Source organism: Ulvibacter litoralis (assembly GCF_900102055.1).
In the GTDB taxonomy this organism is placed as follows: Bacteria; Bacteroidota; Bacteroidia; order Flavobacteriales; family Flavobacteriaceae; genus Ulvibacter; species Ulvibacter litoralis.
This window is the reverse complement of record NZ_FNBA01000003.1, coordinates 314420-327471: the sequence shown is the minus strand read 5'-3', so window position 1 is coordinate 327471 and position 13052 is coordinate 314420. Positions and strand designations below refer to the sequence as shown.

The following is a 13052-nucleotide window of genomic DNA, read 5'->3' as shown; positions in this document are numbered from 1 at the left end:
AAATTAACAATACCTCAAAAAAGAAGAATTTAACCTGTTAAAAATAGAACTTTAATCCAAATTACACCTTATAACTGCATAATCTTCATTAAAAATTACTTTCAAACCACTCCACTTGCGCTTCAAGTCCTTGCTTTAGTCCTGTTGAAGGATTATAGTTCAGCAACCTTCTCGCTTTGTCAATATTCGCTTTAGTGCGCGATTGATCGCCTGGACGTGCAGGATTCATCTTTATTTTTATTTTTTTCTGAAGAATTTCTTCTACAATAGCAATACCCGTTGCTGTAGTGTTTTCTTCTTCAGTTCCAAGATTAAAAATTTCACCATTGCAAACCGATTCATTGCCAAGTACACTTACAATACCATCTACAATGTCTTGCACATAGGTGAAGCTTCTTAAATGTTCGGCGCTTCCTTCATACAATGGAAAAGGTTTATCGTTAAGTCCGCAGTCTATTAAACGTGTGTATAATTTGTCTGGGCGTTCTCTTGGTCCGTATACAGAATACAACCGAAGGGAACAGCTTTGTAGTAAATTTCTACGAGAGTATGCCAACACCAATTGCTCTGCCGCTAATTTAGTAACACCATACCAAGAAGCTGGAAGGGGTGCTTGGTCTTCGGTTAATGTTGCTTCCAATCCATAAATGGAAGAGGTCGCTATGTTAACAAAAAAGGGTTTATTCTCTAACAACTCTATAGTGTCTAGTAGTCGTTGTGTTGCTAAAAAATTGTTTGAAAGATAATCATCGAAGGTGCTACTTGCAGAAATTCCTGGTTGTGCAGCAAAATGGAATATAGCCTGAACACCTTCCGTTAAAACAGTGGTTAGGGTATCTAACCGCAAGTCAATTTCTTGTATTGCAATTCCTTTTTTCGCTAATGCTTCAGCGTTTAACTGTTTTAAAGAAACATCGTAGTAATCAGAAAAATTATCAATCGCGACAACTTCGTGTCCCATTTCTGCTAATCTTTCCGAAGTATGAGATCCTATAAACCCTGCGGCTCCTGTGACAAGTACTTTCAATATTTATAACATTTTGAACTCAAAAATACTATCTTTTTTATGGTTCTGTTTTAAAATCGGAAGATTGTTGAAAAAAGAAATACTTTTGCATAAATAATTAGCCAATACAAAATGTACGAATTTACCATAATTGTTCCCGTATATAATGAAGAAGACAACCTAGAAAGGGTTGAAAAAGAGCTCCTCGCTTTCACGAAAATTGCTACTAAAAAAACAGCGATTCTTTTTGTAAATGATGGCTCTAAGGATAGAAGTCAGGAACTTATAGCACAAATTTGCCAACGCAATGAGATGTTTCATTTTATAAATTTCAGTGAAAATCGCGGTTTAAGTGCGGCTATTAAAGCTGGTTTCGATCATACTGAAACTGAATTAGTAGGTTATATCGATTCCGATTTGCAAACAGCGCCTGAAGATTTTAATCTGCTTTTACAACACATTGGCGCCTACGATTTGGTGACTGGCGTTCGTGCGAACAGAAAAGATTCGTTTGTAAAAAATATGTCGTCTACCATTGCTAACGGAATTCGGAGAGCTTTTACGCACGACGGAATGGACGATACAGGTTGCCCGTTAAAGGTTATTAAAACGGAATATGCCAAACGTATTCCAATGTTTAAAGGATTACATCGTTTTTTACCTGCGATGATTTTGCTTCAGAATGGAAAAATAATTCAAATTCCGGTGCAACACTTTCCTAGAATCGCGGGAACTGCCAAGTTTGGTGTGTGGAATCGCCTAATTGGTCCTTTGATGGATTGCTTTGCCTACCTTTGGATGAAGAAAAAATACATCAACTACGAGATTAAAGACAAAGGATGAGCAACTGGCTTGTATTTGGCATCGGATTTTTAGCACAACTTCTTTTTTCTGGGAGGCTTATCGTGCAATGGATATTATCTGAAAAAAGCAAACGAGTAGTCACTCCTTCCCTATTTTGGAAATTAAGTTTACTCGCTTCATTTTTATTGTTTGTGTACGGCCATTTACGCGACGATTTTGCGATCATGCTAGGACAAGCACTTACTTATTACATTTACATTCGGAACTTACAATTACAAGGCGAATGGAAAAAAGCACCCAAGGTTTTACAATGGTTCCTGTTTCTATTTCCAATACTCATTGTTGTTTACGCCTATAATAATGGAGAATACGATTTGCAAAAACTGTTTCAGAATGACGCCATCCCTTTTTGGTTGTTATTACTTGGTATAGTTTCGCAATTGCTGTTTACCTTTCGATTTATTTACCAATGGATGTATTCTGAAAAGACAAAAACTTCGCAATTGCCTGTCGGATTTTGGCGTTTGAGTGTTTTAGGAGCTTCACTTATTCTAACGTATGCTATTTTTAGAAAAGATCCTGTGTTATTTGTAGGACATGTTGCAGGTCTTATTATCTATGTTCGAAATATTTTTATCTGGAAAAAACAAGTAGATGCAAACACTTAAAAACAATTACTTACTCCTTTTAGTACTTACCTGTGTCGCTATTTTCTTTATGAATCTTGACGCACTTCCAGTAAACATTATGGAGGCTCGAAATTTCACAACAGCACGAGAAATGCTAAATGATGGAAATTGGCTATTTACAACCCTTAACGGAGAAGCACGCTATCAAAAACCGCCATTACCTACTTGGCTTACGGCACTTTCAGGAGCAATTTTTGGCATTAAAAGCGTTGCAGCTTTACGACTTCCAGCTGCGATAGTAGCATTAATCCTAGTTCTGTTTTCGTATAAACTTTCAGAAAAACTCACGCAAAACAGATCGTATGCGCTTGTAAGCTCTTTAGTTCTTGTCACCTCTTTTTACATCGTTGCGTCTGGTAGAGATGGCCAATGGGACATTTTTACTCACGGGTTTATGATGGTTTGCATCTACTTGTTGTACTTATTTTTTACGCAAGAACACAAAAAGTATGCAGTAGCGATTGCTGCGGCTTTCTTTTTTGGATTTTCATTTATGAGTAAAGGTCCCGTTTCCTTTTACGCATTATTGCTTCCTTTTTTAATTTCCTTCGGAATCGTTTACAAGTTCAAGAACATGAAGTCGAGAATCCTTCCATTGCTTGTGTTTTTGGTGGTTGGATTGTGTTTATCGGGTTGGTGGCATTGGTACACCTACACATTCGACGCCGAAACGGTTGCGGAGATTACCCAAAGAGAAACATCGAATTGGACTGGATATAATGTACGTCCGTTTTATTATTACTGGAGCTTCTTTATTCAAAGTGGCGTTTGGACTATCCCTGCCTTTATAAGCTTGCTCTATCCCTATCTCAAAAATCGTGTTTCTGATAAAAAAGCGTATTTATTTACCTTTTTATGGACCATGACATCGGTTGTTTTACTATCGATTATACCTGAAAAAAAATCAAGATACTTGCTTCCTGTATTAATTCCGTTGGCTTTAAACTGCGGATTTTATATCGAGTACCTCATTTTAAAGTTTGCTGAATTAAAAGATAAGAGAGAAACCATTCCTGTGTATTTTAATTTCGGACTTATTGCAACTATCGGATTGGCATTTCCAATTGCAGGCTATATTTTTCTGAAAGATACACTTGCCGGAAGCTGGGCTTGGTTCGTTTTACTGTCGGTTGCTTTATTTGGTATTGGATTTTTAATGCTTCGGAATCTTTTCCGAAGAAACATACGTCCTGTTTTCTATTTAACAATTGCTTTTATAGCAGCAGTAACCACCCTCGGATTGCCTTTAGTAAACGCAATCACAGTAAATCCGGAATACAAACCACTTTCCCTTTTAAACAATTGGGAAGCAGAAACTAATTTAAAAGCTTACGAGTTTACGTATTTCACCCCAGAACTTATTTGGGACTATGGCGACACTATTGAAGTGCTTGCTGTAGATGGAAAAATTAATATTCCTTCTGAAAATGCTTTTGGAATTCTTGTTGGCGAAGAAGAAACAGAACGCTTTAAAACTACGTTTAAAGACTATTCAGTGGAGAAAGTGACGCGCTACGATATGAATCCACAAGGGAAAGAGAATCGCTCGCACAAGACGCGTTTGTACCGAGATTTATATTTGGTAAAACGATTGTAGTTTTCTGAAGAAAATTACTTCAATTAGATTTGGGCATTGTATTTCTGGTTTGCCCACGTTTGAAGTTTGTAGACCCCAAAACCAATCCATCCGCCAAAAAACATTCCTGTAATTACATCTAACGGGTAATGAACACCTAAGTAAATTCGGCTATACCCTAGCATTACAGACCAAAATAAAAGTAAAAAAGGCAAGTACTTATATTTGTCTTTCAGTAATAAACCTAAAAACACAGCCACTCCCATCGAGCTTGCTGCGTGTGCCGAAAAATATCCAAATCGGCCACAACCATCGGCTACAAAACGCATAACACCCTGTAAACTTTCGACACGACACGGCCTAGGGCGCATGATATTATACTTGAATAAATTTGCCAATTGATCGGTTGCTAGTACTAATATCGCCGCACAAACCATAACGATAAGTGTTCCTTTTGCGCCTAGTTTCTTAAAAACTAGATACAGTAAAAAAATATACAGAGGAATGGACGACCACTTTTCAGTTACGATTCGCCAAAATTCGTCCCAAGATTCATTTCCAAGGGTATTCAGAAATAAAAAAAGGTCGGTATCATATTTTAATAGTTCTTCAATCATCTTCGTAAAGCGCTATTTCGCGATCGTAAAATTCGGTAGCTTCTTTGATATAATTTTCCGTTTCCGTTTCCAATTCTTTTTGGTCGTGTACATCAAAATCTTCCAACCACTCTACTTCGTCGTCTTCAAGGTTGATAATAAAACGAGGAAATTCAGTATGAATAATAAAAATGGCGGTTGGATAATCACTGTTATCCCCTAGTAAATATTTAGGAAAATCCATAAGTTCGTTTTTAAGTAGTTATTAATTTTGATTCTTTCTCACGAATCATTTTTTTGGAAAGGTAATTAAATCTAATGAAAAGCATCACTGCCGAAGCAGTAAGTCCTGCAAGCAACCCGTACCAAATACCTTCACTTTCAAGAGAAGTGTACATACTTAGGTAAAAAGAAACAGGGAATCCAATCAACCAATACGCTACAAAGGTAATAAACATAGGTATTTTCACATCCTGCATTCCGCGAAGCGCCCCTAAAGCAACCACTTGAATGGCATCCGAAATCTGAAATACTGCCGCTATTAGCATTAATTTTGAAGTGATTGAGATTACTTCCGAATTATCTACAAAGTTCACCACATCGTCTAGATCTAGATACATTTTTGGAAGCACCGTATTAAATAACACGAACATCAGTGCAAATACACTCGCTAATAAGGTCGTGAGTAATAGTATTGAAAAGGCGATGCGTCGTAACTCTTTAAAACTTCGCAATCCTTTTTGGTTTCCAACTCGAATCATCGCCACAACACTTAGTCCCATCGCCACCATAAAGGTCATTGACGAGAGGTTTAAGGCTATTTGATTCGCAGCTTGGTGATTCTTGCCTAAAATTCCAGAAAGCCATATAGCCGCCGTAAAAACAGCTACTTCAAAAAACATTTGCATTGCGGATGGAAAACCGAGTCCGATTAACTTTTTAAGCATTGCTTTTGAAAGCGTAAAAAACTTAATCTGCAATACGTATGCTTTCGACTTTTTATGACGTGCAAGCATAAACCACAGATATGCGACTAAAATAACACGAGAGACTAACGTTCCTATTGCAGCACCTACAATGCCTAATTCGGGAGCGCCAAACTTTCCGAAGATAAACATATAGTTAAGCAACACATTTATCAAGTTTGCCACAATGGTAGCATACATTGGATAACGCGTCATGGACATTCCGTCGCTAAATTGTTTAAAAGCTTGAAATACGATTAAAGGAATTAACGATGCAGCCACAAGATTTAAATACGGCATTGCCAAATCGACCACCTCTATGGGTTGTTTCATGGCGTACATGAGAGGTTTCGCAAACATGACCATAAGGAAGAGTGCAATTCCTAAGACCGTACATAAAAACAATCCGTGTTTAAAAGATGACTTTCCTGCATCGAAATTACCTTCACTATCCGCTTCAGCAACTAAAGGTGTTATCGCCGTAGAAAAACCAATTCCCAACGACATTGCAATAAACATAAAACTATTTCCTAACGATACTGCTGCAAGTTCGGCGGTCCCTAATTGACCTACCATAATATTATCAACCAACGCCACTAAAGTATGCCCTAGCATTCCCATTATAACAGGGGTTGCTAACGAAAGATTGGTTTTAAACTCGTTGGTATAATTAGAAATTGACATCTTAAAAATTAAGCCGCAAAGGTAAAAAATACCTATCTGTATATACGCATAAAGTTTTCTTATATTTAATGAAAATTTAGAATCACATGCAATCGAAAGCAACCACGCCAACAGAGTATATACATGAACTTCCTGACGATCGTAAAGAAGTAATTACAAAACTTCGCGATACCATACTTTCGAATCTGCCTGAAGGCTTTGAAGAAACCATGAACTACGGCATGCTAGGCTATGTCGTACCGCACTCAAAATATCCTGACGGCTATCATTGCGATCCAAAGCTTCCACTCCCCTTTATAAACATTGCCTCTCAAAAGAATCATATTGGATTTTATCATATGGGTATTTACAGTGATCCAAACTTGCTGGAATGGTTTACTACGGAATATCCAAAATATGTTTCGGGAAAATTAGACATGGGAAAAAGTTGTATTCGATTTAAAAATATGAAGAAAATCCCTTTTGAATTATTAGGTGAGTTAGCTTCAAAAATGACTGCGGAACAGTGGATAGAGCGCTATGAAAGTGTTGTAAAAAAATAAGCTATCAACGCAAAAGACACTATTTTAAATTTTATAAACACTCCGGAATTAGTTCTTTCTTCGGAAGTGTATCCGTATTCAAGTTTTACTTGTGTAAAAAACAATGTATCAATCTCTGAAGATATTGAATACCCAACGAATGCAATGGTAGGTAAACAAGCAGAGTTTTGTTTTGAAACCTATTTAAAAAGCACAGAGAATTACAAAATACTCACTGCAAACATTCAAATACAAGGAACATCTGAAACTTTAGGTGAGTTAGATTACTTGGTATATAGCATTAACAACAAACAAATACTTCATATAGAGTTAGCATGCAAGTTTTACGTGCATGATGTTTCTTATGACACAAATGAAGAATCGCATTGGATAGGTCCAAACAGAAAAGATACTTTATCTGATAAATTGGGAAAATTAAAGGAAAAGCAGTTTCCGTTGTTATTTAAGTCAGAGACTAAAAAAAAGCTAGCCACACTAGGAATTGAAACAGATTCAATAGTTCAACAGGTATGTTTAAAAGCATTTCTTTTTATTCCGAAGCACCTACAAAAAGAATCTTTTCCAAAAGAATACAGTGATTGTATAATAGGTTATTGGATTCGTTTTCATGAATTTAGTTCTGAAAGTGAAACAGCTTTGTATGCTATTCCGAAGAAAAAAGAATGGCTAATCGCTTCACAAAACACAACTGAATGGGTATCATTTTCAGAAATTCAAAATGAAATAAAACTACAGTTAGACCAAAATAAATCTCCTTTAGTTTACAAAAAGAGGCAGAATACGATAGAACGTTTTTTTGTCGTTTGGTGGTAAAAAAAAAGACCGTTCTTTCGAACGGTCTTTTTAAACTATATAGATTTAAAATTAATTTCTAGTTTTCAACTCGAAATTCATTTTTTGTCCAATTGTCAATCCTGGAACTGGGTCAACACCAACTACAACAGTTTTAGTTTCATCAGTTAAATCAACATCGATTGCAGTAAATGTAAAAGTTGTTTGTCTTTCTCCTGCTGGAATAACAACAGAAGGTTCAAAACTATAACTAGCGTTTGTTAATTCAGTTCCTTCAGGAACTACAGATAATGTAAAAGTTCTATCTGAATCAGATACATCAGTCACAAACAAATTAACAGTAGAAGTACCAGTATTGTCACCCACACGAATTGTTATAATAGACTCACCTGTAGTAAATCCAATAATTGGGCTAAATTCTGATGGTGCATCATCATATCTATCACAAGAGACAGCTACAACCGCAAGGATCAAAACAGTAAATAATATTTTTATATTTTTCATCTCAGTATTTTTTTTAGGATTAGTAACCTGGGTTCTGAACGATATTTTCATTTGTATCAATAATACCTTGATCAATTGGCAACTGCCATTTATTACTACCTGCAGGTAGCGTTAATTGATCAGAAGGAACTCCGCTTCCATCAGACTCATCACCAGCATTGGTTCTTTCAACTGGAAGATTCCATCTTTTAAGATCAAAGAAACGTTGGTATTCGAAAGCAAATTCTAAACGTCTTTCTAAACGAATTGCATCACGTAAAGCAGTACCTGTTTCTCCACTTGGAGGAGTAATATATCTTTTAGATCTAACAACATCTAAAGCAGCTCTTGCAGGACCTTCACTACCTAAGTTAAATAAAGCTTCTGCTTTGTTTAATTGTGCTTCTGCAGCTCTAAAGATTTTATAATCTACAACTCCATTTGTTTGACCTGCTTTACCAAGTAATTTTCTGATAGCATTGTATTCTTTATTATTAGAATCTACACCTAAAGTAAGGTAAGCTTCTTTTCTGATATCGTCATCTGCGTATAAATTAAATAACTCAAAAGATGCAGCATATTCAGGAAGGAAAGTTCCATTTAAAGGACCTTGACTCCATGTTACACCAATACCTTGATTCAATGCATCTGCAGTATTAGGAATTGTAAAAACTAATCCATCTGAATTAGTATCATCCCAAATTCCTACCATAGCATCACGAGGCGCTACAGCTTCAGTTACTTTATTAGCAGCATCAACAGCATTTTGCCATTGACCCATGTATAAATACACTCTAGATAATAAAAGGTTTACAGCGCTTTTACTTAATCTACCAGGACCATTGTTCGTATTAATTGACGCTTCAGCATCGATTAAATCAATAAGAATTTTCTCATAAACAGCACCAACAGTTTCTCTTGCAGGTAGAATATTAGGATTTGCTTCTGTTACATAAGCAACACCTAGACTTCCATTAGCATCTGCTGATTGTGTAGGGATCTTTCCATAGGTTTTAACCAAATCAAAATGAGCCATTGCGCGTAACGCTTTCGCTTCTGCTACAACATTCTCTTTATTTTCACCTTCAAAACCTTCAGCATAATCTAAAAGAAGATTTGCACGATAGATAAGAGCATATGCATCAGTATAAAAACCACTCATATTTCCTTGACTAGGAGATAAAAGCCAATTATGTAAGTTAGATTTAGTTGTACGACCTGATATAGCCATAGTAACATTATCAGTCATCACATCTGGAGCACTTAATAAAGATCCAGCATCACTTGCTCCATAGTATCCAGTTGAAGTAATAAGATCACGCTCTACATAACATAGTCCTAAATAAACACCACGAATACCATTTTCAAAATCGGAAACTGTAACGAAAGCGTTGTCTGTAGCAAGTCCATCAAATGCCAACTGATCCAGTTGCTTATCACAAGAAACTAAAGTAGTTGCGACAACGACAAACATTGCAATTTTATATATTAATTTTTTCATTTTACTTTTATTTTTTATTATTAGAAACTCACATCCACACCAACCTGAATAGATTTGGTATTTGGATAACTATATAATGTCGCTTCTCCAGGAGCAACAGAATCAGCAAAAGAAATTGTTTCTCCAGAAGATAATCCAACCTCAGGATCACCAAAGAACTTAGTGAATGTTAATAAATTTTGTCCTTGAATATAAACTCTTAAGTTACTAAATGGAGACTTTTCAAGAGTTTTCTTTTGGAAGCTATATGAAAGAGTTGCATTTCTCATTCTAATGTAATCCCCTCTTTCAAGGAAACGATCACTTTCAGAAGCTAATTCACCTGCATCATTTCTATAAATTGGACTAGGTTGAACATCTGTATCTCCTGGCTCTTTCCAGTAGTTAAATGCCTCAACAGCTTGGTTAGCATCAACAGCTAAACCATCTGAAACTAAATTACTTTTTACATAGTTGTTAATCCAGTTACCATACTTGAATACAAAATCAGTACGTAATCCAAATCCTTTATACACTATGTTATTAAAGAAACCACCTTCTTTATCAGCAATTGTAGATTTTCCTTGTAATTGTCTGTTTTCACCTTCTGGCATTTGATCTGCTGTATAAACACCTCCATCAGCACCATAAAATAAAGGTCTTCCTGTATTAGGATCAACCCCAGCGTAAGGAATTAAATAGTGCTCATTAATTTTTGCACCTTCTTCCCAACGAATATTAAAGGTGTTTGGTGCATCTACTGGAAGTCCATCAGGTAACGTTACAATTTCAGATTCTGTTAAGAAAAGAATATTTCCTCCTACAGTCCACTTTAAGTTATCGTTTCTTACGATATCCGCTTGTAAAGCGATTTCAAGTCCAGCATTTTTAATTTCAGAATCGTTTCCTGTTACAGAATCAACTCCAGATTCATCAGCTTTTGGAATTGCAAATAATAAGTCTGTTGTATTACGAACAAAATAATCTGCTACAAAACTCAATCTTCTGTTGAACATACTTAACTCTACACCAAAGTTTGAAGTTTTAGTAGTTTCCCATTGTAATTCTGGGTTTTCAAAGTTTGAAGGCACTGTACCTAAACCTCCAGGATAAGGATTAAACTCAACTAAACCTTGAGACTCGTATCTTCCAATACCAGATCTATTCCCTACTGTTCCGTAAGAAGCTCTAAGCTTTAAATCATCTATAGAGTCTACATTGAAAAAGTTTTCTTTTGCAACATTCCATCCTATACTCCCACTATAAAAAGTTCCGTATTTTACATCATCTCCAAACGTAGAAGAACCATCACGACGAATAGAAGCAGAAGCTAAATATCTTTCTTTGAAATCGTAATCAGCAAATGCACCGTACGATACTAATGTTAATCTACTTCTAGTAGTAGTAGTTGCAGGATCTACGAAACCAGCATTACTTTGTGTAGTTAATAAAGGAGTACTAAAACCTCTACTTACAGCATAAAGAAAGTTAATTTCATTAAAGTTGTATTCAAATAAACCTAATACATTAAGGTTGTGACTATCTGTAGAAAGATTATAGGTTAATCTGTTACTAGCAGTCATATCTAAACGTTGTGTATTAGAATCTGTTTTTCTACCTGGAAAATCAGCATTACCAATTAAATCATCTAAAACTCCACCTGGCTTAGAATAAGACTCAGTGTGTCTGTTTAAGTGATTAACAGCCATACCGAAAGTGTATGAGAAATTTTTAGATAATTTTATTATTGCTTCAACATTCGCTAAAGTAATGTTTTCAACGTCAAAAGCTGGTTCTGTCTCCAATGCACGTCTAACTGGGTATCCAGTAGTTGTAGTGTTATACACAGGACTTCCATTCGCATCTAACACAACATTATTATCTTCATCTAAAATATATTCAGTTTCATAAGGATTTACATCCAACATGTGACGGAATGGGTTTTGTGAGTTGTTTCTATCACGTGGCTCATCACTAGTAGATCTAGCAAAACCAACATTTACACCAACAGTTAACCAATCTTTAGCGTCAAAGTTAAGGTTTAACCTTGCATTCAATCTTTCGAAACCATCAATTTTGTCAATAATACCAGTGTTCTTATCATGTCCTACAGAGAAAAAGTAATCCATTTTTTCTGCACCACCAGAAATAGAAACACTATTGTTTTGAACATACCCATCTTTAAGAACTAATTCTTCCCAATCTAGTGAGTTGTCTAACAAACGTTGACGCTCAGGAGATCCAGGTAAAGTTGTTACCCCTGGTAAAGCTGCTGCTCCACCAACTCCTAATGCATACATTTCCGTTTCATATTGTAGTTTTTGTTGAGCATCCATCATTGTGTAGTTTAAATCTACTCTAGAAGTTACACCGTATCTTGAGCTAAAGCTTACTTTAGCATCATTGTTACGCTTTCCTCTTTTAGTAGTAATAACTACAACACCATTTGCTCCACGAGAACCATATCTAGCTGTCATTGACGCATCTTTCAAAATATCAATAGTTTCAATATCACTAGTTGCGATATTTCCAAGCTCTTCTTCACGAATTGGAGCTCCATCAACTATATATAAAGGAGATGCTCCACCTGCAGTTAATGAACCTGTACCACGAATACGTACAAAGGCCCCTTGACCTGGCTTACCATTTGCTGCTGTTACTTGAACCCCTGCTGCTTTACCTTGTAAAAGGTTATCAACACTTGTTGTTGGTGCAAGTTCAGAAATTTCTGAAGCTGAAATAGAAACTACTGCTGAAGACTGTACTGTTTTATTTCTAGTAGAGTATCCTGTTACAACAACTTCTTCAAGAAGTGCTCCAGGCTTTAAAGAAATATCTATCTTATCTGCTGCTCCAACTTTCACTTCTTGGTTTTGAAAACCAACATAGCTAAAGGACAATGTTTGACCTACAGCCACTGAAATTGTATAATTACCATCAAAATCTGATTGTGTACCAGTATTTGTCTGCTTAATTATAATGTTAGCCCCAGGTAAAGGCAGACCGGTATCGTCTGTAACAGTACCTGTTACTGTTTTTTCCTGTGCTAGCACCGCGGTCATATTAAAAAATATAAGCACTAACCATAAATAGTAACTTTTTTTCATAAAAAAATTTTTAATTATTAATCAATTAAATTAAACATTGCAAAGACTTGAAGAAAATTCATAATAATTTAAGAAATTCGTAATTGCCTTATAACTATCACAACACTACAAGCCTTTATTAAAGGGCGAAATATACTAAAAAAATTGCACTTATAAAGTAATTTTAAATAACAGTTAATTTTATTTTAATTAACATTTATTTAATTAAGTACTGAAAATCAGACCAAAAAAGCGCTATACACACTATTAAGAACACTTAAAAATAAATAAAAAAATAAAACTTGCACTCAAAATCCTCCTAAATTTAAGTATATCAGTGCGTTACCTT

The 13052-nt window shown here is 35.6% G+C and carries 12 protein-coding genes; 5 read left to right on the top strand and 7 right to left on the bottom strand.

All coding sequences use genetic code 11. The features are described from left to right. Positions 1-88 precede the first annotated feature (88 nt). Positions 89-1027, bottom strand: a complete 939-nt coding sequence (locus BLQ00_RS11585; protein WP_093144446.1) for an NAD-dependent epimerase/dehydratase family protein — start codon at positions 1025-1027, stop codon at positions 89-91. A gap of 111 nt (positions 1028-1138) precedes the next feature. On the opposite strand from BLQ00_RS11585, the gene BLQ00_RS11580 reads away from it, so the two are divergent. The 3 genes from BLQ00_RS11580 to BLQ00_RS11570 are packed head-to-tail and all read left to right on the top strand — an operon-like array spanning position 1139 to position 4096. Next, a complete protein-coding gene (locus tag BLQ00_RS11580) occupies positions 1139-1849 on the top strand; it encodes a glycosyltransferase family 2 protein (protein ID WP_093144444.1) in 711 nt (236 codons plus the stop codon). Then, complete coding sequence (locus BLQ00_RS11575) at positions 1846-2478, top strand: lipid-A-disaccharide synthase N-terminal domain-containing protein (protein WP_093144442.1); 633 nt, start codon at positions 1846-1848, stop codon at positions 2476-2478. Before BLQ00_RS11580 ends, BLQ00_RS11575 begins: the two co-directional genes overlap by 4 nt. Further along, positions 2465-4096, top strand: coding sequence for an ArnT family glycosyltransferase (locus tag BLQ00_RS11570; RefSeq protein ID WP_093144440.1), 1632 nt, complete (start codon positions 2465-2467; stop codon positions 4094-4096). The genes BLQ00_RS11575 and BLQ00_RS11570 overlap by 14 nt, the downstream gene beginning before the upstream one ends. A gap of 23 nt (positions 4097-4119) precedes the next feature. On the opposite strand, the gene BLQ00_RS11565 is transcribed toward BLQ00_RS11570, so the two are convergent. Genes BLQ00_RS11565 through BLQ00_RS11555 form a run of 3 tightly spaced genes read right to left on the bottom strand, consistent with a single transcriptional unit; the run spans position 4120 to position 6320 of the window. Then, complete coding sequence (locus BLQ00_RS11565; protein WP_093144438.1) at positions 4120-4692, bottom strand: phosphatase PAP2 family protein; 573 nt, start codon at positions 4690-4692, stop codon at positions 4120-4122. Next, entirely contained in the window at positions 4685-4915 is a 231-nt protein-coding gene (locus BLQ00_RS11560) for a hypothetical protein (protein ID WP_093144436.1), read from the bottom strand. Before BLQ00_RS11560 ends, BLQ00_RS11565 begins: the two co-directional genes overlap by 8 nt. 10 nt (positions 4916-4925) lie before the next feature. Further along, complete coding sequence (locus BLQ00_RS11555) at positions 4926-6320, bottom strand: MATE family efflux transporter (protein ID WP_093144435.1); 1395 nt, start codon at positions 6318-6320, stop codon at positions 4926-4928. A gap of 86 nt (positions 6321-6406) precedes the next feature. Here BLQ00_RS11555 and BLQ00_RS11550 point away from each other — a divergent pair, with 86 nt between their 5' ends. Further along, a complete protein-coding gene (locus BLQ00_RS11550) occupies positions 6407-6862 on the top strand; it encodes a DUF1801 domain-containing protein (RefSeq protein WP_093144433.1) in 456 nt (151 codons plus the stop codon). A 66-nt stretch (positions 6863-6928) separates the two neighbouring features. Beyond that, positions 6929-7675 (top strand): DUF1853 family protein, encoded by a 747-nt coding sequence (locus BLQ00_RS11545; protein ID WP_093144431.1) that lies wholly within the window; start codon positions 6929-6931, stop codon positions 7673-7675. 51 nt (positions 7676-7726) lie between these two features. Here the strand turns inward: BLQ00_RS11545 and BLQ00_RS11540 are convergent, their stop codons facing one another. The 3 genes from BLQ00_RS11540 to BLQ00_RS11530 are packed head-to-tail and all read right to left on the bottom strand — an operon-like array spanning position 7727 to position 12724. Then, positions 7727-8158 carry a hypothetical protein gene (locus tag BLQ00_RS11540; RefSeq protein ID WP_139149402.1) on the bottom strand — a complete coding sequence of 144 codons (432 nt, stop codon included), beginning with the start codon at positions 8156-8158 and terminating at the stop codon, positions 7727-7729. Positions 8159-8177: 19 nt separating this feature from the next. Further along, a complete protein-coding gene (locus BLQ00_RS11535; RefSeq protein WP_093144427.1) occupies positions 8178-9638 on the bottom strand; it encodes a RagB/SusD family nutrient uptake outer membrane protein in 1461 nt (486 codons plus the stop codon). Positions 9639-9658: 20 nt separating this feature from the next. Then, a complete protein-coding gene (locus BLQ00_RS11530) occupies positions 9659-12724 on the bottom strand; it encodes a SusC/RagA family TonB-linked outer membrane protein (RefSeq protein WP_093144425.1) in 3066 nt (1021 codons plus the stop codon). Positions 12725-13052 lie beyond the last annotated feature (328 nt).

What these genes read in the sequence shown, in the direction of transcription:
- BLQ00_RS11570 (WP_093144440.1), top strand. Translation starts at nt 2,465, where the DNA reads ATGCAAACACTTAAAAACAATTACTTACTCCTTTTAGTACTTACCTGT.
- BLQ00_RS11575 (WP_093144442.1), top strand. Translation starts at nt 1,846, where the DNA reads ATGAGCAACTGGCTTGTATTTGGCATCGGATTTTTAGCACAACTTCTT.
- BLQ00_RS11580 (WP_093144444.1), top strand. Translation starts at nt 1,139, where the DNA reads ATGTACGAATTTACCATAATTGTTCCCGTATATAATGAAGAAGACAAC.
- BLQ00_RS11530 (WP_093144425.1), bottom strand. Translation starts at nt 12,724, where the DNA reads ATGAAAAAAAGTTACTATTTATGGTTAGTGCTTATATTTTTTAATATG.
- BLQ00_RS11540 (WP_139149402.1), bottom strand. Translation starts at nt 8,158, where the DNA reads ATGAAAAATATAAAAATATTATTTACTGTTTTGATCCTTGCGGTTGTA.
- BLQ00_RS11535 (WP_093144427.1), bottom strand. Translation starts at nt 9,638, where the DNA reads ATGAAAAAATTAATATATAAAATTGCAATGTTTGTCGTTGTCGCAACT.
- BLQ00_RS11555 (WP_093144435.1), bottom strand. Translation starts at nt 6,320, where the DNA reads ATGTCAATTTCTAATTATACCAACGAGTTTAAAACCAATCTTTCGTTA.
- BLQ00_RS11560 (WP_093144436.1), bottom strand. Translation starts at nt 4,915, where the DNA reads ATGGATTTTCCTAAATATTTACTAGGGGATAACAGTGATTATCCAACC.
- BLQ00_RS11565 (WP_093144438.1), bottom strand. Translation starts at nt 4,692, where the DNA reads ATGATTGAAGAACTATTAAAATATGATACCGACCTTTTTTTATTTCTG.
- BLQ00_RS11550 (WP_093144433.1), top strand. Translation starts at nt 6,407, where the DNA reads ATGCAATCGAAAGCAACCACGCCAACAGAGTATATACATGAACTTCCT.